This is a genomic window from Vibrio sp. 2017_1457_13, from assembly GCF_030851525.1.
Lineage (GTDB): Bacteria > Pseudomonadota > Gammaproteobacteria > Enterobacterales > Vibrionaceae > Vibrio > Vibrio metschnikovii.
This window is the reverse complement of the sequence record NZ_VHTA01000004.1, coordinates 127,861-148,883: the sequence shown is the minus strand read 5'-3', so window position 1 is coordinate 148,883 and position 21,023 is coordinate 127,861. Positions and strand designations below refer to the sequence as shown.

Genomic DNA, 21,023 nt, shown 5'->3' with positions numbered 1-21,023 from the left:
CGCCTTTTCCTTAACGCCCATGAATACGACGTAAATAAGCACCTTGCCATACATTGATCGTCAACAGTAATAACAAAGAAGCAAGTAGCACCACCGAAGCAATCGCGCTCGCCGCAGGAAAATCAAATTCTTGCAAACGCACAAAAATCATTAATGACGTAATTTCACTCACATAAGGCATGTTGCCAGCAATGAAGATCACCGCGCCAAACTCCCCTAAACTGCGCGTAAATGAAAGCGCGACACCAACCAGCAGAGCGGGCTTTAACGACGGCATGATCACTCGCCAAAACACCGCTCGATCCGTCGCACCAAGGGTCATACCGGCTTCTTCCTCCTCTTTAGAAATCTCTTCTAACACAGGCTGAACCGTACGAACCACAAAAGGCAAACTGGTAAACACCATTGCTAATACAATCCCTAAAGGGGTGTAAGCGACCTTGATCCCGAGTTCACTAAGCACACTTCCTACCCATCCATTGGTTGAGTACAGCGTCGCTAAGGTTATTCCTGCCACTGCCGTGGGGAGCGCAAAGGGTAAGTCGACTAACGCATCCAGGATCCGTTTGCCATAAAAGTCATAACGAACCAAAACCCACGCCAGCAACAGTCCTAGCAAGCCATTAAATAACGAGGCAATCAACGCGGCTCCAATGGTAACTTTGTAACTGGCCACCACTCTTGGGTCGGCGATCACCTGCCAATATTCTGCCCAAGACATATTGCTGGTTTGGATAATTAAGCCACTCGCCGGCAGTAATAAAATTAAACTGATAAAAAATAGCGAGGTCCCGAGACTGACCCCAAAACCGGGCAATACTCGTTTATGACGTGGTCGCGTGAGAGAACGGCTCATAAACCCTCTGCAAAAACTTAAGCGTAAGTAAAATAGCCACTGAGTTAGATTAGTAAAACTAAGTGGCGAATCATCGGTTAACGACGTTGTAGCTGATCCAGTTTAGCGCCATTGGCAAAATGGTCTTGCATGGCTTTTTCCCAACCACCCGCAATAGTCTCTACCGTTAATAATTCGACATCAGGAAAACGATCGGCAAACTCGGCTTTCACTTTTTCATCATGGATTCGATAGCTGAATCCAGCCAATAAACGCTGTGCCTCTTCGCTGTATAAGTAAGAGAGGTATTCGTGAGCAACCTCATAAGTGCCTTTACGTTTAGCGGTACGTTCGACAACCGCTACCGGAAATTCAGCCAAAATAGAAGTTTTAGGCACCACGACTTGATAATCATCCATACCGTACTGCTGACGAATATTATTAACTTCAGATTCAAAGGTAATCAATACGTCCCCAAGGCCACGCTCAACAAAAGAAGTGGTTGCCCCTCGACCTCCGGTATCAAATACCGCGACATTAGCAAGAAACTGTCTTAAAAATCGGTCTTGTTCGGCTTGATTATCGACACCAAATTCTTGCTGGGCAAAACCTAACGCGGCCAAATAGGTGTAACGCGCATTACCGGAAGTTTTTGGATTCGGGAATACGGATGACACATCGTCGCGAGCCAAATCATCCCAGTTCTGAATATTTTTCGGGTTACCTTTGCGAACTAAAAATGCGGTTGTTGAATAATAAGGTGAGCTCGCATTAGGAAATTTATCTTGCCAATTAGCGTCGATTAATTTTCCCCGATCATGCAGAACTTGGACGTCGGTAACTTGGTTGAAAGTCACCACATCCGCTGCAAGCCCTTGTAAAATAGAACGAGCTTGAGCGGAAGAACCGCCATGAGATTGACGTATTTCTACCGTTTGCCCAGTTTTTTCTTGCCAATGCTTAGCAAATAGCGGGTTATAAGCATTGAAAAGCTCACGAGCGATATCATACGATGAGTTAAGAATGGTTTGATCGGCGGCTGAAACATTGAATGTTCCAACCATGAGTAATGTGGCTAACGCCGACTTAATAAACTTCATATTTGATACTCCACAATTCCCGTTGCCAGCATGGCTTCCTGTTGCTTAGAGTATTAGGTAAATGGATTATAACAAAGCTTATTAATAGAACTTTTTGGAATAAAATCTAGCAATAAATTGTATGTCGATTAAACCGTGAGTTTTATAATAGACAGATGACCGAAGTGTGATAAAACAGCTTAGTCTGAACGACACCTCCATCACTCAGGCAACCAGCGGTGTACTGCTTAATCAAAAGATAAATGACTGAGGATAAACATGTGACTGATTTTCCAACCATTGAAGCGTATGTCGGACAAACACCATTAGTTCGTTTACAAAGATTAGCTCAAGATAGCTCGAGCACCGTTTTAGTCAAACTGGAAGGCAACAATCCGGCAGGTTCAGTCAAAGATCGTCCGGCGTTGAATATGATTGTTCAGGCTGAGAAGCGCGGTGATATTCATCCTGGAGATAGGATCATCGAAGCCACCAGTGGTAATACAGGCATCGCCTTAGCCATGGCTGCAGCGATTAAAGGCTACAAAATGACCTTAATCATGCCTGATAACGCAACCCAAGAGCGTAAAGATTCCATGCGTGCCTACGGCTGTGAATTAATTCTGGTCAGTAAAGAACAAGGCATGGAAGGCGCTCGTGATTTAGCTCTGCAAATGCAAGCCCAAGGTCAAGGCAAAGTGCTGGATCAATTTAATAATCCAGATAATCCCTTGGCGCACTTTCATTCAACTGGACCCGAAATTTGGCAGCAAAGCCAAGGACTGATTACTCATTTTGTCTCTAGCATGGGGACAACTGGCACCATCATGGGTACGTCACGTTATCTTAAACAGCAAAATCCACAAATCCAAATCATCGGCCTGCAACCGTCTGAAGGCAGCTCGATACCTGGAATCCGCCGCTGGCCAAAGGAGTATCTACCGGGGATTTTTGAACAGTCTCGGGTCGATGTGGTGATGGATATCAGCGAGCAAGATGCTGTTCAAACGGCGCGAGCATTAGCGACTCAAGAAGGGATCTGCGCTGGTGTAAGCTCTGGGGGCTCCGTATTTGCCGCGTTACAAATCGCTAAACAGAACCCGGGGGCAGTGGTTGTCGCAATCGTGTGTGATCGCGGCGATCGTTATCTCTCTTCTGGTCTATTTTCTTGAAACCAAAAGAGTATTTTTAAATGACATGATGAGCCTGTTCATCATGTCATTCACTACCTGCCCCATCGGTTGATTGCTCATTAATAGTGAAGTTTGTTATCCTCTGCGGCTGAGTTGTTGACGCTCAGAACAAACAACTGGCTAACCGAGTAACTAATACCATGAGTACATCCAACGCTTCTTGCATCGAGTCTTCCTCATCTCATACCCCGATGATGAGGCAGTATCTTAAACTCAAAGCAGAAAACCCCGATATTTTGCTGTTTTATCGCATGGGTGATTTTTATGAACTGTTTTATGATGATGCAAAACGTGCCTCGCAATTATTAGATATCTCTCTCACTAAACGCGGCGCTTCTGCCGGTGAACCAATCCCCATGGCTGGCGTACCTTATCATGCTGTGGAAGGCTACTTAGCCAAACTAGTGCAGTTGGGAGAATCCATCGCTATTTGCGAGCAAATAGGCGATCCGGCGACCAGTAAGGGGCCGGTTGAACGCAAAGTGGTACGCATTATTACCCCTGGCACCATCACTGACGAAGCCTTATTGTCTGAGCGTAGCGATAATTTGATTGCGGCGATTTATCATCAGGGCGGTAAATTTGGTTATGCGACCTTGGATATCACCTCTGGCCGTTTTCAACTCTCTGAACCAGATTCGGTAGAATCAATGTGTGCTGAACTGCAACGCACCGCACCGCGCGAATTGCTCTTTCCTGAAGATTTTAGCCCTGTACAGGTTCTAGCCAATCGCAAAGGTAACCGACGCCGCCCGATTTGGGAATTCGAACTCGACACCGCAAAACAACAGTTGAATCAACAATTTGGCACTCGTGACTTGGTAGGTTTTGGTGTAGAAAAAGCCAAACTCGGTTTATGTGCAGCGGGCTGCTTAATTCAATACGTAAAAGATACTCAGCGCACCGCCCTACCCCATATTCGTGCTCTGACTTTTGATCGCCAAGATCAATCGGTTATTTTAGATGCAGCGACTCGTCGTAACTTAGAATTAACCCAAAATTTAGCGGGCGGACAAGAGCACACCTTAGCTGAAGTCTTAGATCACTGTGCAACCGCGATGGGCAGCCGTATGCTCAAACGTTGGATTCACCAACCTACGCGTCATATCGACACCATCAATCAACGTTTGGATGGGATAACCGAGCTCAAACAAGACGCGCTATTTGCTGAACTTTCCCCAATATTAAAACAAATTGGCGATATCGAGCGTATCTTGGCTCGTTTAGCACTGCGCTCTGCTCGCCCACGTGATTTAGCTCGCCTGAGAAATGCGCTGCAGCAGTTACCTGAGCTCAACCAGCAAATGGCATCGCTGAAACACCCGTATCTATGTCAACTACGTCAAGATGCCCAGCCCATTGAAGTGCTCTCCCAACTGCTGGAACGAGCGATAAAAGACAACCCTCCAGTGGTGATCCGTGATGGTGGCGTGATTGCTGATGGTTATGATGCGGAACTGGACGAGTGGCGTAAATTAGCCGCAGGTGCTACCGAGTATCTCGATCAATTAGAAGCCGATGAACGTGAACGTCACGGCATTGACAGCTTGAAAGTCGGTTACAACAATGTCCACGGCTTTTATATCCAAGTCAGCCGCGGACAAAGCCAACTGGTGCCACCGCACTATGTTCGTCGCCAAACCTTAAAAAATGCTGAGCGCTACATTATTCCTGAGCTCAAAGCACATGAAGACAAAGTATTAAATTCCAAATCAAAAGCTTTAGCATTAGAGAAACAGCTTTGGGAACAATTGTTTGATCTGTTACTGCCTCACTTAGAGTGTTTGCAGACGTTAGCTTCAGCCCTTTCACAGTTGGACGTACTACAAAATTTAGCCGAAAGAGCAGAAAGCTTGGATTATTGTCGACCAACCTTAACCGAGAATATTGGCTTACAGATTCAAGCCGGTCGCCATCCGGTGGTTGAGCAAGTGATGAACGATCCCTTTATTGCTAACCCAATCACGCTCCACCAGCAACGTAAAATGTTGATCATTACCGGGCCGAACATGGGGGGTAAATCGACCTATATGCGCCAAACCGCCTTGATCGCCTTAATGGCGCACATGGGCAGTTATGTCCCAGCGCAATCGGCGACGATTGGTTTGTTAGATCGGATTTTCACTCGGATTGGCGCCTCTGATGATCTGGCTTCAGGTCGTTCCACGTTTATGGTCGAAATGACCGAAACCGCAAATATCCTACATAATGCAACGCAGCATAGTTTGGTATTGATGGATGAGATTGGTCGAGGCACCAGCACTTATGATGGGCTCTCTTTAGCGTGGGCCAGTGCCGAATGGTTAGCCACCAAAATTGGAGCCATGACCCTATTTGCTACTCACTATTTTGAGTTAACTGAACTGCCCAGCACTTTACCGCACTTGGCGAATGTTCATCTCGATGCGGTTGAGCATGGTGAAAACATCGCCTTCATGCACGCCGTACAAGAAGGGGCGGCCAGTAAATCCTACGGTTTAGCCGTCGCGAGCTTAGCGGGCGTACCTAAGGCTGTGATTACCAATGCCAAAAATAAACTCGCACAGCTTGAGCAACAGCGAGAGACGACCAAGAAACCATCAGCATCACTGGCTATAACTGATCAAATGAGCTTAATTCCTGAACCAAGTGAAGTTGAACAGCTACTCGCCGGTATTGATCCCGATGAGCTGACGCCACGTCAAGCATTAGAAGCCCTATATCGCTTAAAAAAATGCTTATAGATACAGCAGTATTAAAGCAAAAAGGCACCGTCGAGGTGCCTTTTCTACATCATTAAAGCCAATTAATTGTCGTTATCGACATTAAACAACGCTTCCATATTCAGCCCTTGTTTAACGAGGATCTCGCGTAGGCGACGTAAGCCTTCTACTTGGATCTGTCTGACTCGCTCACGGGTAAGATTAATTTCTCGCCCAACTTCTTCCAGCGTTGAAGGTTCATAACCCAGTAATCCAAAACGGCGCGCTAAGACTTCTTTTTGCTTTGGATTGAGCTCATCGAGCCAATTAAGCAAGGATAAGCGGATATCTTCATCTTGAGTCGATACTTCCGGATCAGAGTGATTAGAGTCTGGCAGAATATCCAACAATGCTTTATCGCCATCGCCACCAATCGGAGTATCAACAGAACTGATCCGCTCATTCAAACGTAGCATTTTATTGACATCTTCAACTGGCTTGTCCAGCTCAGCGGCAATTTCTTCTGCCGTAGGTTCATGGTCCAAACGCTGTGAAAGTTCACGTGCTGTGCGCAAATAGATATTGAGCTCTTTGACGACATGAATCGGTAGACGAATGGTACGAGTTTGATTCATCAGCGCCCGTTCGATGGTTTGACGAATCCACCACGTGGCATAAGTCGAAAAACGAAAACCTCGTTCTGGATCAAATTTTTCAACGGCTCGGATCAAGCCTAGGTTGCCTTCTTCAATCAAATCGAGCAACGCTAGACCACGGTTACTGTAACGGCGAGAGATTTTCACCACCAAGCGTAGGTTACTTTCAATCATTCGCTTGCGCGCAGCCTCATCGCCACGTAATGCACGTCGAGCGTAAAGGACTTCTTCTTCGGCAGTTAAAAGGGGTGAAAAACCAATTTCACTCAAATACATCTGTGTTGCATCTAAGCTTTTACTCGATGCATCGTATTCTTCTTTGAGGTTAATGGCGGATAGTTGCTCAACGTCAGACTCCGCTGCGCTGATAACTTCAGGGTCAAAATCAAAATCTTCGACTTTAGTGACTGAATTGCTGATACTCATAACGCCTCCCCTGGCGAGCTAGCAAGACATTACAACTTCAAATGTCGGCTACATAACTCATCACAAGCATGTTTATGGTAAGTAGCGTTGTGGATTCACTGGCTTACCTTGGTAGCGAATTTCAAAATGTAAGCGAACACTGGTGGTTCCTGAGCTGCCCATGGTCGCGATTTTTTGACCGGCAGTTACATTCTGACCTTCTTGAACCAGCAGTTGATCATTGTGAGCATAGGCACTCAGATAGTCATCATTGTGCTTAATAATGATCAAATTGCCGTAGCCGCGTAGCGCATTACCTGAATACACCACCGTCCCAGCCGCGGTAGAAACAATCGATTGACCTCGCTGACCTGCAATATCAATACCTTTGTTTCCTTGATCTCCTGCGGAGAAACCTTTAATTACTCTCCCTTTGGTTGGCCATAGCCACTTAGCGATTTTATCGTTATTTTGTGTCGGTTTAGTGACAGGCTGATTAGTAACATTTACTTTGGGTGTAGTTTCAACATACCTGTTTGTTTTCGGTTGTTCAATAGGCGTTGTAGGTGATTTGTTGACCGTTGTAGGGGGTTTCTTACTGTTTTGAGAGATCGATACAGGATTAGAGTCTTTGCTCTTCACTGGCACCGAGGGAGCGATAACAACAGGTGCTGGTACAGCCACAGGTGTCGACGCCGAAGCAACGCTACCAACCGAACTGACATTCGCTTTAGGCCGAGGTCCAGCCCCCGTTCCCGCATAAGCAGGAGGTGTATACACTGGTCCCCATAAACGCAGCTTTTGTCCAGGGTGAATCACATAAGGCGCTTGCAGGCGATTAAAACGGATAATATCGTTAACATCTTTGTCAGTAATATAAGAGATAAAGTATAAGGTATCGCCTTTTTTTACCTCATAGTAACTGCCTCGATAACTGCCACGAGGTATTGAGTTATAGTCTTTGTTCAGCCCCGAAACTGGCGCAGGTATGTTAACCGCACAACCAAATAGTAAGCAGCACAAACCAATCAGCCATCCATTTCGACACTGCCACTTTTTCATTAAGCTAATTCACCTGCCACTAAAGGTACAAAACGTACCGTTTCTACGCTTTGAGTTATCCATTCATCACCTTGACGAATAATACACAGCAATTGCTGCTCTTCCTCTCCGACTGGAATCACTAAACGGCCACCATCGGTTAACTGCTCAAGTAAAGCTTGCGGAACAATCGGAGCGGCCGCGGTAACGATAATCGCATCAAAAGGCGCTTTAGCCGCCCAGCCTTGCCAGCCATCGCCATGTTTAGTTGAGACATTATAAATATCCAATTGTTTCAAACGGCGTTTCGCTTCCCATTGTAAAAATTTAATACGTTCAATCGAAAAAACGTGATCAACCAATTGAGCAAGTACCGCCGTTTGATACCCCGATCCGGTGCCAACTTCTAAAACTCGGCTATGTGGCTTTAAAGACAATATTTGAGTCATTTTGGCCACAATGTAAGGTTGTGAGATCGTTTGTCCAAGACCAATCGGTAACGCATGGTTATCATAAGCTTGATGCATCATCGCTTGTGACACAAACCGCTCTCTCGGCAAAGCGTGGATGGCAGATAATACCGCTTGATCATCAATTCCTTGCCGCACTAAATACTCAATCAGTTTATCCGCCTTAGGATTACTCATCTTTTATACCTTTAACCACGTCGCCATTGCACCGAGCGACTCATGAGCAGTTAAATCAACCAGTATCGGCGTCACTGACACACATTTTTGCTCAACCGCATAAAAGTCGGTGCCTTCTCCCGCGTCTTGCTCTCTTCCTGGAGGTCCGAGCCAGTAGATCTCATGCCCTCGTGGATCTTTTTGTTTGATCATATTTTCAGCATGATGACGAGCACCAAGTCGGGTGACTTGCGTTCCGGTTAATTGATCAAAAGGAACATCTGGAATATTTATATTAATCAATCGATTCGTTGGAATGGGTGAGGATAAGTGCTGCAAGACGATTTGACGAGCAATCTTACCTGCTGTCGCGAAATGGGTATTACCGACCAAAGAGAAGGCAATCGACTGTACGCCCAGAAAATGCCCTTCCATGGCCGCAGCAACCGTCCCAGAATAAAGCACATCATCCCCTAAGTTAGCTCCATGATTAATCCCGCTTAATACTAAATCGGGTAAATCATGTTTGAGTAATTCGTTAAGAGCAAAATGAACGCAGTCGGTTGGCGTGCCTTGTACAGAATAGGTATTCGGCTCAATTTTTGTTACTCGTAATGGTTGCTCTAAAGTCAGAGAATTTGAGGCACCTGAGCGATTTCTATCCGGAGCAACAATGATAATCTCAGCCAAATCGGCTAATGCATAAGCCAGCGCCCGAATACCTTCGGCATAGACTCCATCATCATTACTCAATAAAATTTTTAATTTTTTATTAGTCATAAACTCGTTCAACTGGAATTTCTTCAATTAATTCACGGACGATAGAGGTCGCAAAGCTGCCCGCATCCAAAGTAAAGCTAAGCAATATATTATTATTGTCGACTTGCCACTGAAGTTGCTGAGGATGTAAAGCAATCACTCGTCTGTCGTGACGCATCCGGTTGCCGCGAATCAGTTTCATTAGATCCGGCTCTGCATCGAGTGCTTGTTGCTCTAAGGCTTGCGCAGCACCTTGAGTGGGTAGAGCATTATCTCCCGCCAGTGCCGCGGTAATTTGGACTTTCTGATCAGCTAACTGTTGATTGAATTGCGTCAGTTGATCGTCGCTAACCAGTTCAGAGACTCCGTCTTTTAATGCTATATCACCCGCAATAAAAGACTCAAAACATCCAGACTGAATTCGAGCAGAGACGATATGGTTAAAAATCCACGAACGGGCAGCAGATAAATACAGACTACGTTGATTTTGATTACGAGAGCGCACATTGTCACGCCCCCAACGCCGCGCTTCATGGAGATTGTTGCCATCTTTACCAAAGCGCTGTTGACCAAAATAGTTAGGTACGCCCTGATCAGCAAGCACCTGCAAACGCTGCACAACATTATCGATATCGCTCACTTCACTGAGCGTCAATTCAAAGTGATTGCCCTGCAAATCACCGGGACGCAACTTTTTATGATGACGATTCATCGCCAGCACTTGAATACTTGGGTATTGCTTTTCAAATGCAGTCAAATTCGGTAATTTTCCATCTGGAAGATAGACACTGAGCCATTGTTCTGTCACAGCATGCCGGTCTTTGAGCCCTGCCCAGCCGATATCTTTAGATTTTACACCACACGCCTTGGCCAGTTCATTCGCAACAAAACTGGTATTTTCTCCGGTTTTCCTAATGCACACCATGACGTGCTCACCTTCACCAGAAAAGGAATACCCTAAATCTTCGGTGACTTTAAAGTGCTCTGGTCGTGCTTTAATTTTTGCTTTCGCCGTCGGCTGACCACATAAGTAGGCCAGAGAAGAGAGAAGATCAGTCATTTTTTATTCCAATATCTGCCTACTCAACGCTCGTTAACGAAAACCTGAATTCATGGTAGGCAGTGAATGTATCCCATCGCTATCGTTCGATAACAATCTAGGAGTAAGATAAACAGACGGTATACGACTCGCATTCGATCATGCAGAGCGTTCACCAAGTCTTAAGCTTTTATTAATAATACCACGGCTTCGCAAGCGATCCCTTCTTTACGGCCAGTAAAGCCTAACCGTTCGGTGGTGGTTGCTTTGACATTAATGTTACTCGTTGCTGTTTGTAAGTCCTCAGCGATCACTTGACACATCGATTCAATATAAGGCGCCATTTTCGGCGCTTGAGCAATCAGCGTAATATCGGCATTGCCCAACTGATACCCCTGTTTGAGAACACGTTGATATACATCGCGCAGTAAAGCTCGACTATCAGCACCTTTCCATTGCTCATCCGTATCGGGAAAATGACGGCCAATATCACCGGCGGCAATCGCGCCTAAAAGCGCATCACACAAAGCATGCAACGCTACATCACCATCAGAGTGAGCAATCAGGCCCTGCTCATAAGGGATAGAAACACCGCCAATTATCACCGGGCCTTCACCGCCAAATTTATGCACATCAAAACCGTGGCCAATACGTATCATGCTGTTTCCTTTTTTCGACTTAAATAAAACTCAGCCAATGCCAGATCTTCTGGCTGAGTAATTTTAATATTATCCGCTCGCCCGCTCACTAAGCCTGGAGACAAACCTTGCCACTCAAAAGCAGAGGCTTCATCGGTAATGATCGCCTTTTGTTCTAAGGCTTGTTGTAGCGCCTGTAATAAAGGCTGACAACGAAACATCTGCGGCGTTAGCGCATGCCATAACGCTTGACGTTCAACGGTTTGCGAAATATTACCGTCCCCGTCACCACGCTTCATCGTATCGCGGACAGGGCTAGCAAGTATCGCCCCTACCGGATGAGATAATGCACGCTGAATTAACTGCGTAATATCACGCTCAGTGACGCAGGGTCTTGCCGCATCATGCGCCATCACCCATTCGCCTAATTGCTGTTCATCCACCAAACGTAGCGCGTTGAGTACCGACTCTGCACGCTCTTTTCCGCCATTGACCACCTTCACTCGGGGATGACTTGCTAATGATAAGGAAGAAAAGTAAGGGTCTTGCTGACTGATAGCAATAACAACCTGTCCTATCTGTGGGTGAGCCAATAACTGCTCAACCGTATGCTCTAATACCGTTTTTCCATTAAGCAGGAGATATTGCTTAGGACGATCAGCCTGCATTCGACTGCCAATCCCAGCGGCGGGAACAATGGCGGTAATTAATGGAACGTTCAAGGCGTTACCTCACCGATAATCCGATAAAAGGTTTCATTGTCTTTGACCATTCCTAACTCATGGCGGGCGCGCTCTTCAATCGCATCAAGCCCCTGCCGTAAATCATCGATTTCAGCAAACATCTCTTGGTTTCGTTGGTGCAAATTACTGTTCACTTGTTCTTGTACGTTAATTTCACTCGAGACCATTCGAAAGTCTACGATGCCATTTTTACTTAACCATAAATGGTATTGCAGCCAGCCAAATAGCAAAAATAAGGCTATCGCCAATACTCGCATCTTTTTCACCTTACTGATGGGAGCGGTACCTAATGAGAAGTACCGTCTACATTGACAGTTTACTTGCCCGCTTACTTATATCATAAGCGCCAAAATCAGGCGAGTAAGCTCACGGTTTAAGTCGTTGTCAATGAACAACTATCTCGAACGGTTTAACCAATAATCTCCAAACGACTTGGATCTGAAGCGAGACGACAAGTCAGTCAATCGCTACTCACATGAAGGCCCTACCTGAGTAGCGTTAACGATCCTCGCTCCTAGCCAACACCACCGCGCTTAATACGGATGGCTGCTGACTAAAAAGTATTAATTCATCGATAAAAACAGAAGTAATCCAAAACCTAAAATTAAACGATAAATCACAAAAGGGGTCATCCCCATTCGAGAAATGAGCTTTAAGAAAAAGAAAATACACAAATAGGCGCTAATAAACGAGGTGATCACGCCAGTAATTAAGAAATTAATCTGAATCGGTTCACCGCTCGTGATTAACTTAAGACCTAAGTATCCACCAGCTAAAGTAATAATTGGAATCGACATTAAAAATGAAAATCGCGCCGCAGCCTCGCGGGTAAAACCTAAATACAGCGCAGCCGTAATGGTTGCACCTGAGCGTGATGTACCGGGAATAATCGCTAACGCTTGTGCGACACCAACAAAAAGAGCCTGCTTCCATCCCGCTTGATACTCATCTTGGGCAAGACGAGCGTGCCTATCCACATACCAAAGCAGTAAGCCAAAAATGATCGTCGTTGTGGCAATCACCCACGCACTACGCAGATACAGCTCAACAATATCTTTCATTAATAAACCAAAAATACACGCGGGAATGGTCGCGAGAATGATCAACCAAGCCAGTTTTGCTTCTTTGCTGCGATCACCTTTGAAAATGGACGCAAAAAATGCTCGTAATAAGCTCACCACTTCATGGCGAAAATAAATGATCACCGCAGCTAAGGTGCCAACATGCACTGCCACATCAAAAGCTAAACCTTGATCTTCCCAGCCTAAAATAGCCGAAGGCAAAATAAGATGAGCAGAGCTAGAGATGGGTAAGAATTCAGTTAAGCCTTGGATCAACGCCAATATAAACGCTTCAAAATAAGTCATGATTATTCTCTAATTAACGGATTTACGGATGGAAAACCATAAAGGAATGAGAGTTAAAGAGTCGAGATCTGGCGTTGCTTGCCACACCTCTTGAACCGTTTGCTCGCTGCCAGGAATCAGCAACTGGGGCGACAATTCGTACAAAGGTTGGATAACAAAAGGATAATGATAAATATCCCGTCTTGGCAAGACGGGCGCTTCGCTCGATACTTGCTCACCATAAAGTAGTAAATCCAAATCTAACGTTCGATCTTGAAACTTCTTTGCGTTAATCTCTCTTCCCCAACGCCGTTCTATATCCCGTAATTTCTCTAGCAAAACGGGTAAAGAGAGCGTGGTAGTGATCTCCGCAACCAGATTATAAAAAGCATGGCTATCAAAGCCGACAGATGGGCACTCATAAACCGACGATAAGCGCAGTCGATCCGTTAACGTCGCTAATTCACGACATCCAGCTTCAATATGTCGATGGCGTTGAACATTGGAACCAATACCAATATAACAAGTGATCATGCCTGTCCTCGTTCAATCACCACACCAACCCCTTTTGCTTGTGCTACCGCTCCCGGCTTGGTTAAACGGACCTTAACCCAAGGCACAGAAAAACGCTGCATAATCAGCTCAGCCACTTCTTCAGCAACTCGCTCTACCAATAAAAAACGCCCCTGTTCAATATGCTCAATCACCGCTTGACTGACTTGGGCATAATCCAATGCATCAGCCACATCATCGCTTTTGCCAGCAGGTTGATTATTATGAGCCATCTCCAAATCAAGCACTAATTTTTGCTTAATGGTCTGCTCCCAGTCATAAACACCAATGGTTGTGACCACAGTTAACTGCTCGATAAAAACTTTATCCATGGCAATATTGCCTCCTTTTTGCTGGTCGGATATCCAAATTGAGTAAAAAAACGGACTATTGGGGTTTATCACGATATCATATACCCAAACCACCTATTGATGCGAAACTCTCAAGATTTTTTGTTTCTTCATTGCCTTAATGACTATTTTTCAGGCTATTTAACAATTGCTTGCAATGATAACCGGCAACGCATGCCATCATTAAAAAACCGTCAGGTTGTCATTTTTTATCAGCAGGAAAAGTTAACGTGATGACCGCGTCCAAGACAACTTTTATCAGGTTTGGGTCACGTTAAAAATAAAGAAATCCTGAGACTATACCCAAACGACTTGGGGTTGCACGCCGTCGGCAAGTGAGTACATCGCCATGATATGTGATTGGGATAAACGAACGCAGCCAACACCGCTGTAGCTTCAATTAAGAAGGGGATATTCGTCGCATTAGAGAGAGTCCCCCGCTAAACATTGGCTTACCTTACAAACAATACGTAGCCAAACAACGACGGTAGAGGCCGCTATGACGCCACTAGCACTGATCATGATTATTTGCGCCTATTTACTGGGGTCAATTTCCAGTGCGGTATTGATCTGCCGATTACTGCGTTTGCCTGATCCTCGCGGCGTCGGCTCTCATAATCCCGGAGCCACCAATGTACTGCGCATTGCCGGTAAGAAAACCGCCTTGGCAGTGCTGATTTGTGACATGCTCAAAGGAACGATTCCTGTCTGGGGCGGTTATTACCTTAACATTGATCCTCTCATGCTCGGCTTAATCGGTATCGCGGCCTGCCTTGGTCACATGTATCCCCTATTTTTCCATTTCAAAGGCGGTAAGGGCGTGGCGACAGCACTAGGCGCCATTGCACCAATAGGCTTAGAATTAACCGCCATGGTCATTGTCACTTGGTTAGTGGTGGTCTTTATTTTCCGTTATTCCTCCCTTGCCGCACTGGTAACCGTTTTATTGACGCCTTTTTATACCTGGATGATCAAACCACACTATACATTGCCCGTCGCGATGCTCTGCTGCTTAATCGTGCTTCGTCATCAAGAGAACATCAAGCGTCTTTTTATCGGCACAGAGCCGAAAGTGGGCGAGAAAAAACCATAAAAAAACGGCCATGCTATGACCGTTTCCAATGAGAACCGTTACCGCTTGATTGATTAAGCAATCGGCGTCAGCTGGTCAATCGGCCAACGAGGCCTCGCTTGAACACTGAGCTCTGTAACATCACCATTTTTTAAGCGTTGCATCCCCGCATAAGCAATCATCGCGCCATTATCGGTACAAAATTCGGTACGCGGATAAAACACCTCACCGCCAATTTTCTCGGCTAGCTTGGCTAAATCGGCACGTAGCTGCTTATTCGCACTCACCCCACCAGCAATCACAATACGCTTCATTCCAGTTTGCTCGAGCGCACGTCGACATTTGATGACTAATGTGTCACACACTGCATCTTGGAACGCATAAGCAATATCAGCTCGAGTTTGCTCATCGTCACCATTGGCAGCAATGGTATTGGCTGTAAAGGTTTTTAAACCTGAAAAACTCATGTCTAAGCCCGGGCGGTCGGTCATAGGGCGAGGAAACTTAAAGCGTCCAGGCGTGCCTTTTTCTGCCAAGCGAGCCAACATCGGTCCTCCTGGATAATCGAGCCCCATCAACTTAGCGGTTTTATCAAACGCTTCGCCTGCCGCATCATCAATCGATTCACCCAAAATCGTATAATCGCCAATTCCCTTAACTTCCACCATCATCGAGTGGCCACCAGAAACCAATACCGCAACAAAGGGAAACGGTGGTGGATTATCTTCCAGCATTGGCGCCAACAAATGCCCTTCCATATGATGAACCGCCACCGCAGGAATATTCCAAGCATACGCCAAACTACGACCAATCGTCGCTCCGACCAATAAAGCGCCCACCAAACCGGGGCCGGCAGTATAAGCTATGCCGTCAATATCGGCGGGAGTCAGCTTAGCCTCCGCCATGGCGGCTTTAATCAGTGGAATGGTTTTTTTCACGTGATCACGCGAAGCCAGCTCCGGTACCACACCACCATAATCGGCGTGCAGTTTTACTTGGCTATACAATTGATGAGATAAAAGACCTTTCTCATCATCATAAATCGCGATTCCAGTTTCATCGCAAGAGGTTTCAATTCCAATAATGCGCATAGTATTCTCAGCATGCTGTCTGCTAGAAGCTGTTGACCGTGGTCGAACAGCCGCCAATAATCAAAATTCCGCTCATGTTACCTCGGCTTGGCATGACAAACAAACTTTGTACAGACAGTAAACAACAAAGTACTTTACAAAGCGGTCACGATAGGATTAAAATTCCGCACCATTTTTGATCAAGCTGGTTATCGCTCTAGTCGACAAGCTATCTTGTTACTTTGGCCACAAAATACCAGCGTTAACGAATTAACCCCTGAGGTGAAAGGCATATGCCAATAGTTAAAGTACGTGAAAACGAACCGTTCGACGTAGCACTACGTCGTTTCAAGCGCTCTTGCGAAAAAGCAGGTATCCTTTCTGAAGTGCGTCGTCGTGAGCACTACGAAAAGCCAACTACTGTTCGCAAACGTGCTAAAGCAGCAGCTCAAAAGCGTCACGCTAAGAAGCTAGCTCGCGAAAACGCTCGTCGCGTTCGCCTGTACTAATAACTGATTCCAAAAAAGGAATAAAGTTATGGCTCTGATTGACACTCTCAAAGAAGAGCAAAAATTAGCGATGAAAGCCAAGGACAAAGCGCGCCTTGGCACTATTCGTTTGGCCTTAGCCGCCATTAAGCAACGTGAAGTTGACGAACAGATTACTCTGAACGACGACGACATTTTGGCTGTGCTGGTGAAAATGGTTAAACAACGTCGCGACTCTGTTACGCAATATGAAGCCGCTAATCGTCAAGATTTAGCAGATGTGGAAAAAGCGGAAATCACCGTTCTTGAGGAATTTATGCCTCAACCATTGAGTGAAGAAGACGTTATCGCCCTGATTGACAGTGCGGTGGCTGAATCTCAAGCCAGTGGCATGCAAGACATGGGTAAAGTGATGGCGCTGATCAAACCACATATTCAAGGGCGTGCAGATATGGGTAGAGTAAGCAGTTTAGTTCGCGCTAAACTCGTTTAATCCCACACCCAAATGCATCAAGCCGTGCTATCCTCTGGTAGGCACGGCTTGTTCGTATCTACACTTTTGGTTTTTCTCTCTTTCTTTTAGGTTGTATGGCAGGACAAATTCCTCGTAGTTTCATTGATGATCTTCTTGCTCGACTCGATATTGTCGACATCATCGACGCACGTGTAAAACTTAAAAAAAAGGGCAAAAACTACGGCGCTTGCTGCCCATTTCATAATGAGAAAACCCCTTCGTTTAGCGTCAGCCAAGAAAAACAGTTTTATCACTGCTTTGGTTGTGGTGTGCATGGCAACGCGATTGATTTCCTTATGGAATACGAGCGACTGGAATTCCCTGAAGCCATTGAAGAACTTGCTTCTTATCTAGGGTTAGAGGTTCCACGCGAAGAGCGCTACAACAACAGTCAGTCAGCCTCAAATTCAACACCGCGCGTTAATAGCGATGAAAAACGCACACTGTATGATTTACTAAGTAACATCGCACAGTTTTATCGTCAGCAATTAAAAACCCCAGCCGGGCGAGGCGCAATCGAGTATCTCAAAGATCGAGGCTTATCCGGTGATATAGCACAACAGTTTGGCATTGGTTACGTACCTGACGAGTGGGACTTAGTACGCCGTAATTTTGGCCAGCATCCACAAACTCAAGAGATGCTGGTGACGGGTGGAATGCTGATAGAGAACGAGAGTGGCAAACGCTACGACCGTTTTCGTGGTCGAGTCATGTTTCCGATTAGAGATCGCCGGGGTCGCGTGATTGGCTTTGGTGGTCGAGTGATTGGTAATGGCACACCTAAATACCTTAACTCGCCAGAAACGCCGATATTCCATAAAGGTAAAGAGCTTTACGGCCTGTATGAAGTGATGCAAGCTCATCGCGATCCAGTACAGATACTGGTCGTTGAGGGCTATATGGATGTGGTCGCTTTAGCCCAATATGGTGTTGATTATGCGGTTGCCTCACTGGGTACCGCGACCACTGGCGACCACTTACAACTGCTGTTTCGTCAAACCAATACCGTTGTCTGTTGCTATGATGGTGACCGAGCCGGCAGAGAAGCGGCCTGGCGAGCTTTAGAAAATGCGCTAAGCTATCTTAAAAGTGGCAATATTCTTAAGTTTCTTTTCTTGCCCGATGGTGAGGATCCTGACAGCTACATCAGAAAGCACGGTAAAGAAAATTTTGAACAAGCCGTACAGAATGCAAAACCGCTCTCGAGTTATCTTTTTGAAAACCTGATTGAGACCCACAAACTCAACTTAGGTACCGTAGAAGGAAAATCAACCCTACGCACCTTAGCGAATGAGTTGATTAATAAAATCCCAGATATTGGCTTTCAACAAGAGTTGGATGAAAAGCTCGATAAACTCACGGGCTTTATGAGCCATGGAAAACAACGTCGCACTCAACCAACAAGCGAGCGACCACAACCGCACAAAGAGCTAAAACGCACCCCAATGCGTGAAGTTATCGCTTTGCTTGTGCAAAATCCGAGCTATGCTGAAATGGTGCCGGAATTGTCGAGTGTCAAACACTTAGCCATTCCCGGTTTAAGTTTGCTGGTCAATGTGGTTGAAAATTGTCAGCAACACCCCCATATCACTACCGGTCAATTGCTTGAGCATTGGCGTAATAATGAACATGAAGCACTGCTGTCTCGTCTGGCAAGTTGGGAAATCCCCCTTGTCGAAGACAACCAAGAAGAACTATTTTTAGACTCATTGGACAAAATTCTTGCCCAGTGTGTAGAAAAACAAATTGAAAACTTGCAGGCGAAAGAAAGAAGCGTCGGTTTATCAACCGATGAAAAAAGGGAGCTCATAGCATTAATGCTAGAATTGAAAGCGTAACCCAGTTTAAATAGTCAGCAACGAATAAATTTGTTAATATACATGGTTTGCATTTCGCACACTATTCTTTCACCAGATACGAAGTTGGATACCGTCTATGGATCAAAATCCGCAGTCACAGCTAAAATTACTTGTCATCAAGGGCAAGGAACAAGGCTATCTGACCTACGCCGAAGTAAATGACCACCTACCTGCTGAGATCGTCGATTCTGAGCAAGTGGAAGATATTATTCAGATGATCAACGACATGGGTATTAAGGTAGTAGAAACTGCTCCTGATGCCGATGATCTCGCTTTAAGCGACGATAACACGATCACTGATGAAGATGCCGCTGAAGCCGCTGCCGCAGCGCTTTCAAGCGTAGAAAGCGAGATTGGTCGAACTACCGATCCTGTACGCATGTATATGCGTGAAATGGGAACCGTAGAGCTGCTAACTCGTGAAGGTGAAATTGATATCGCTAAACGCATTGAAGAAGGTATTAACCAAGTTCAAAGCGCCGTTGCTGAATATCCCGGTACGATTCCTTATATTCTTGAGCAGTTCGATAAAGTTCAAGCAGAAGAGTTACGCCTAACCGATCTGATTTCCGGTTTTGTTGACCCGAATGAAGATGAAACTACTGCGCCAACCGCGACGCACATCGGCTCTGAGCTGACTGGTGCTGATCTCGATGACGAAGACAGTAAAGACATCGATGAAGACGAAGATGAAGACGAAGATGGTGACAGCACCGACGATGCCGAAGAAGATACTGGTATCGATCCTGAACTGGCACTAGAAAAATTCACTGAGTTACGTAATAAATATCAAAACTTACAGTTAGCGATCAACGAACACGGTAATGACAGCTCAACAACTCAGCAAGCTTCTGAGTTAGTACTGGATATCTTCCGCGAGTTTCGTCTAACGCCTAAGCAGTTTGATCATTTAGTCACCACACTGCGTAACTCAATGGAACGTGTTCGTACTCAAGAACGCTTGATCATGAAGACCGTGGTCGAAGTCGCTAAAATGCCGAAAAAGTCATTCATCGCCCTATTTACGGGTAATGAATCGAGCGAAGCATGGCTAGATCAAGTCCTTGCGACCGATAAGCCTTACGTTGAAAAAATTCGCGCCAATGAAGAAATGATCCGTCGTTCTATTCAAAAGCTGCGTATTATTGAACAAGAAACCTCACTTGATGTGAACCGCATCAAAGACATTAGCCGTCGCATGTCAATTGGTGAAGCGAAAGCTCGCCGAGCGAAAAAAGAGATGGTAGAAGCCAACCTACGTTTGGTTATTTCGATTGCCAAGAAATACACCAACCGTGGTCTACAATTTTTGGATCTGATCCAAGAAGGTAACATTGGCCTAATGAAAGCGGTAGATAAATTTGAATATCGCCGTGGTTATAAGTTCTCAACCTATGCAACGTGGTGGATTCGCCAAGCCATCACCCGTTCTATTGCTGATCAAGCGCGCACCATTCGTATTCCAGTTCACATGATCGAAACGATCAACAAACTGAACCGAATTTCGCGCCAGATGCTGCAAGAGATGGGTCGTGAGCCTCTGCCTGAAGAATTAGCGGAACGCATGCAAATGCCGGAAGATAAAATTCGCAAAGTGCTCAAAATCGCCAAAGAGCCAATCTCAATGGAAACGCCAATAGGTGATGATGAAGATTCACATCTAGGTGATTTTATTGAAGATACTACGCTTGAACTGCCTCTAGACTCAGCCACGGCAACGAGCCTAAGAGCCGCAACAAGAGACGTTCTGGCTGGCTTAACACCACGTGAAGCTAAAGTGTTACGGATGCGTTTTGGTATTGATATGAATACAGACCACACTCTTGAAGAAGTGGGCAAACAGTTCGATGTTACTCGCGAACGTATTCGTCAAATCGAAGCCAAAGCACTGCGTAAACTTCGTCACCCAAGCCGCTCAGAAACTCTGCGCAGCTTCCTTGATGAATAACTAAAAACCAACGTGTTTAAAAGGTGAGCAAATGCTCGCCTTTTTTATTACCCCAAATGCTAAGTGAATAAAAACTAAGCGCTATTACCCTATTTTCCGGCTAGACAGACACCCAGCCTTCCCCTATAA

General features: G+C 45.6%; 21 protein-coding genes and 1 pseudogene. 8 read left to right on the top strand and 14 right to left on the bottom strand.

Going from position 1 to position 21,023, the window contains the following annotated elements; all coding sequences use genetic code 11:
- Positions 1–10 precede the first annotated feature (10 nt).
- Both cysT and cysP read right to left on the bottom strand, forming a co-directional pair.
- The gene (cysT, locus tag FKN88_RS06795; protein ID WP_004395994.1) at positions 11–856 is read right to left on the bottom strand and encodes a sulfate/thiosulfate ABC transporter permease CysT; all 846 of its coding nucleotides are present in this window, start codon (positions 854–856) and stop codon (positions 11–13) included.
- 77 nt (positions 857–933) lie between these two features.
- Positions 934–1,935: a thiosulfate ABC transporter substrate-binding protein CysP gene (cysP, locus tag FKN88_RS06790; RefSeq protein WP_154169161.1), complete on the bottom strand. Its 1,002-nt coding sequence runs from the start codon at positions 1,933–1,935 to the stop codon at positions 934–936.
- 260 nt (positions 1,936–2,195) lie between these two features.
- Here cysP and cysM point away from each other — a divergent pair, with 260 nt between their 5' ends.
- Together cysM and mutS are read left to right on the top strand one after the other, a co-directional pair.
- Positions 2,196–3,086: a cysteine synthase CysM gene (cysM, locus tag FKN88_RS06785; protein ID WP_158144273.1), complete on the top strand. Its 891-nt coding sequence runs from the start codon at positions 2,196–2,198 to the stop codon at positions 3,084–3,086.
- Between the two features lie 161 nt (positions 3,087–3,247).
- Positions 3,248–5,830, top strand: a complete 2,583-nt coding sequence (gene mutS, locus FKN88_RS06780; RefSeq protein ID WP_306687370.1) for a DNA mismatch repair protein MutS — start codon at positions 3,248–3,250, stop codon at positions 5,828–5,830.
- A gap of 62 nt (positions 5,831–5,892) precedes the next feature.
- Here mutS and rpoS read toward each other — a convergent pair whose 3' ends face one another.
- The 11 genes from rpoS to folB form a co-directional block, all read right to left on the bottom strand.
- Entirely contained in the window at positions 5,893–6,870 is a 978-nt protein-coding gene (rpoS, locus tag FKN88_RS06775; RefSeq protein WP_154169163.1) for an RNA polymerase sigma factor RpoS, read from the bottom strand.
- Positions 6,871–6,942: 72 nt separating this feature from the next.
- Positions 6,943–7,911 (bottom strand): murein hydrolase activator NlpD, encoded by a 969-nt coding sequence (gene nlpD / locus FKN88_RS06770; RefSeq protein ID WP_158137827.1) that lies wholly within the window; start codon positions 7,909–7,911, stop codon positions 6,943–6,945.
- Positions 7,911–8,537 carry a protein-L-isoaspartate(D-aspartate) O-methyltransferase gene (locus FKN88_RS06765; protein WP_004395999.1) on the bottom strand — a complete coding sequence of 209 codons (627 nt, stop codon included), beginning with the start codon at positions 8,535–8,537 and terminating at the stop codon, positions 7,911–7,913. The genes nlpD and FKN88_RS06765 overlap by 1 nt, the downstream gene beginning before the upstream one ends.
- Before the next feature lie 3 nt (positions 8,538–8,540).
- Positions 8,541–9,296 (bottom strand): 5'/3'-nucleotidase SurE, encoded by a 756-nt coding sequence (surE, locus tag FKN88_RS06760; protein WP_154169165.1) that lies wholly within the window; start codon positions 9,294–9,296, stop codon positions 8,541–8,543.
- Positions 9,289–10,335, bottom strand: a complete 1,047-nt coding sequence (truD, locus tag FKN88_RS06755) for a tRNA pseudouridine(13) synthase TruD (protein ID WP_306687369.1) — start codon at positions 10,333–10,335, stop codon at positions 9,289–9,291. The genes surE and truD overlap by 8 nt, the downstream gene beginning before the upstream one ends.
- 161 nt (positions 10,336–10,496) lie before the next feature.
- The gene (gene ispF / locus FKN88_RS06750; protein ID WP_004396002.1) at positions 10,497–10,973 is read right to left on the bottom strand and encodes a 2-C-methyl-D-erythritol 2,4-cyclodiphosphate synthase; all 477 of its coding nucleotides are present in this window, start codon (positions 10,971–10,973) and stop codon (positions 10,497–10,499) included.
- A complete protein-coding gene (gene ispD / locus FKN88_RS06745; protein WP_154170699.1) occupies positions 10,970–11,659 on the bottom strand; it encodes a 2-C-methyl-D-erythritol 4-phosphate cytidylyltransferase in 690 nt (229 codons plus the stop codon). Before ispD ends, ispF begins: the two co-directional genes overlap by 4 nt.
- Positions 11,660–11,670: 11 nt before the next feature.
- The gene (ftsB, locus tag FKN88_RS06740; protein ID WP_040904691.1) at positions 11,671–11,952 is read right to left on the bottom strand and encodes a cell division protein FtsB; all 282 of its coding nucleotides are present in this window, start codon (positions 11,950–11,952) and stop codon (positions 11,671–11,673) included.
- A 306-nt stretch (positions 11,953–12,258) separates the two neighbouring features.
- Entirely contained in the window at positions 12,259–13,062 is an 804-nt protein-coding gene (locus FKN88_RS06735) for an undecaprenyl-diphosphate phosphatase (protein ID WP_154169169.1), read from the bottom strand.
- A gap of 9 nt (positions 13,063–13,071) precedes the next feature.
- Positions 13,072–13,575 carry a 2-amino-4-hydroxy-6-hydroxymethyldihydropteridine diphosphokinase gene (gene folK, locus FKN88_RS06730; protein WP_154169171.1) on the bottom strand — a complete coding sequence of 168 codons (504 nt, stop codon included), beginning with the start codon at positions 13,573–13,575 and terminating at the stop codon, positions 13,072–13,074.
- The gene (gene folB / locus FKN88_RS06725; protein WP_154169173.1) at positions 13,572–13,925 is read right to left on the bottom strand and encodes a bifunctional dihydroneopterin aldolase/7,8-dihydroneopterin epimerase; all 354 of its coding nucleotides are present in this window, start codon (positions 13,923–13,925) and stop codon (positions 13,572–13,574) included. Before folB ends, folK begins: the two co-directional genes overlap by 4 nt.
- Before the next feature lie 517 nt (positions 13,926–14,442).
- Between folB and plsY the strand changes: the two genes are divergently transcribed.
- Positions 14,443–15,036 (top strand): glycerol-3-phosphate 1-O-acyltransferase PlsY, encoded by a 594-nt coding sequence (gene plsY, locus FKN88_RS06720; protein ID WP_004396007.1) that lies wholly within the window; start codon positions 14,443–14,445, stop codon positions 15,034–15,036.
- 53 nt (positions 15,037–15,089) lie between these two features.
- On the opposite strand, the gene tsaD is transcribed toward plsY, so the two are convergent.
- The gene (gene tsaD / locus FKN88_RS06715) at positions 15,090–16,106 is read right to left on the bottom strand and encodes a tRNA (adenosine(37)-N6)-threonylcarbamoyltransferase complex transferase subunit TsaD (protein ID WP_004396008.1); all 1,017 of its coding nucleotides are present in this window, start codon (positions 16,104–16,106) and stop codon (positions 15,090–15,092) included.
- 74 nt (positions 16,107–16,180) lie between these two features.
- Between tsaD and FKN88_RS17495 the strand changes: the two are divergent.
- The 5 genes and pseudogenes from FKN88_RS17495 (at position 16,181) to rpoD (ending at position 20,894) form a co-directional block, all read left to right on the top strand.
- Positions 16,181–16,388, top strand: a pseudogene (locus FKN88_RS17495) (hypothetical protein).
- The gene (gene rpsU / locus FKN88_RS06710; protein WP_004396009.1) at positions 16,379–16,594 is read left to right on the top strand and encodes a 30S ribosomal protein S21; all 216 of its coding nucleotides are present in this window, start codon (positions 16,379–16,381) and stop codon (positions 16,592–16,594) included. Before FKN88_RS17495 ends, rpsU begins: the two are co-directional and overlap by 10 nt.
- A gap of 28 nt (positions 16,595–16,622) precedes the next feature.
- Complete coding sequence (locus tag FKN88_RS06705) at positions 16,623–17,066, top strand: GatB/YqeY domain-containing protein (protein WP_004396010.1); 444 nt, start codon at positions 16,623–16,625, stop codon at positions 17,064–17,066.
- Positions 17,067–17,161: 95 nt separating this feature from the next.
- Entirely contained in the window at positions 17,162–18,925 is a 1,764-nt protein-coding gene (gene dnaG / locus FKN88_RS06700; protein WP_154169175.1) for a DNA primase, read from the top strand.
- Between the two features lie 97 nt (positions 18,926–19,022).
- The gene (gene rpoD / locus FKN88_RS06695; protein ID WP_115152688.1) at positions 19,023–20,894 is read left to right on the top strand and encodes an RNA polymerase sigma factor RpoD; all 1,872 of its coding nucleotides are present in this window, start codon (positions 19,023–19,025) and stop codon (positions 20,892–20,894) included.
- The last annotated feature ends 129 nt before the right edge of the window (positions 20,895–21,023 follow it).

Coding starts and splice junctions, on each gene's coding strand:
- cysT (WP_004395994.1), bottom strand. CDS start 856: ATGAGCCGTTCTCTCACGCGACCACGTCATAAACGAGTATTGCCCGGT.
- cysP (WP_154169161.1), bottom strand. CDS start 1,935: ATGAAGTTTATTAAGTCGGCGTTAGCCACATTACTCATGGTTGGAACA.
- mutS (WP_306687370.1), top strand. CDS start 3,248: ATGAGTACATCCAACGCTTCTTGCATCGAGTCTTCCTCATCTCATACC.
- rpoS (WP_154169163.1), bottom strand. CDS start 6,870: ATGAGTATCAGCAATTCAGTCACTAAAGTCGAAGATTTTGATTTTGAC.
- nlpD (WP_158137827.1), bottom strand. CDS start 7,911: ATGAAAAAGTGGCAGTGTCGAAATGGATGGCTGATTGGTTTGTGCTGC.
- FKN88_RS06765 (WP_004395999.1), bottom strand. CDS start 8,537: ATGAGTAATCCTAAGGCGGATAAACTGATTGAGTATTTAGTGCGGCAA.
- surE (WP_154169165.1), bottom strand. CDS start 9,296: ATGACTAATAAAAAATTAAAAATTTTATTGAGTAATGATGATGGAGTC.
- truD (WP_306687369.1), bottom strand. CDS start 10,335: ATGACTGATCTTCTCTCTTCTCTGGCCTACTTATGTGGTCAGCCGACG.
- ispF (WP_004396002.1), bottom strand. CDS start 10,973: ATGATACGTATTGGCCACGGTTTTGATGTGCATAAATTTGGCGGTGAA.
- ftsB (WP_040904691.1), bottom strand. CDS start 11,952: ATGCGAGTATTGGCGATAGCCTTATTTTTGCTATTTGGCTGGCTGCAA.
- FKN88_RS06735 (WP_154169169.1), bottom strand. CDS start 13,062: ATGACTTATTTTGAAGCGTTTATATTGGCGTTGATCCAAGGCTTAACT.
- folK (WP_154169171.1), bottom strand. CDS start 13,575: ATGATCACTTGTTATATTGGTATTGGTTCCAATGTTCAACGCCATCGA.
- folB (WP_154169173.1), bottom strand. CDS start 13,925: ATGGATAAAGTTTTTATCGAGCAGTTAACTGTGGTCACAACCATTGGT.
- plsY (WP_004396007.1), top strand. CDS start 14,443: ATGACGCCACTAGCACTGATCATGATTATTTGCGCCTATTTACTGGGG.
- tsaD (WP_004396008.1), bottom strand. CDS start 16,106: ATGCGCATTATTGGAATTGAAACCTCTTGCGATGAAACTGGAATCGCG.
- rpsU (WP_004396009.1), top strand. CDS start 16,379: ATGCCAATAGTTAAAGTACGTGAAAACGAACCGTTCGACGTAGCACTA.
- FKN88_RS06705 (WP_004396010.1), top strand. CDS start 16,623: ATGGCTCTGATTGACACTCTCAAAGAAGAGCAAAAATTAGCGATGAAA.
- dnaG (WP_154169175.1), top strand. CDS start 17,162: ATGGCAGGACAAATTCCTCGTAGTTTCATTGATGATCTTCTTGCTCGA.
- rpoD (WP_115152688.1), top strand. CDS start 19,023: ATGGATCAAAATCCGCAGTCACAGCTAAAATTACTTGTCATCAAGGGC.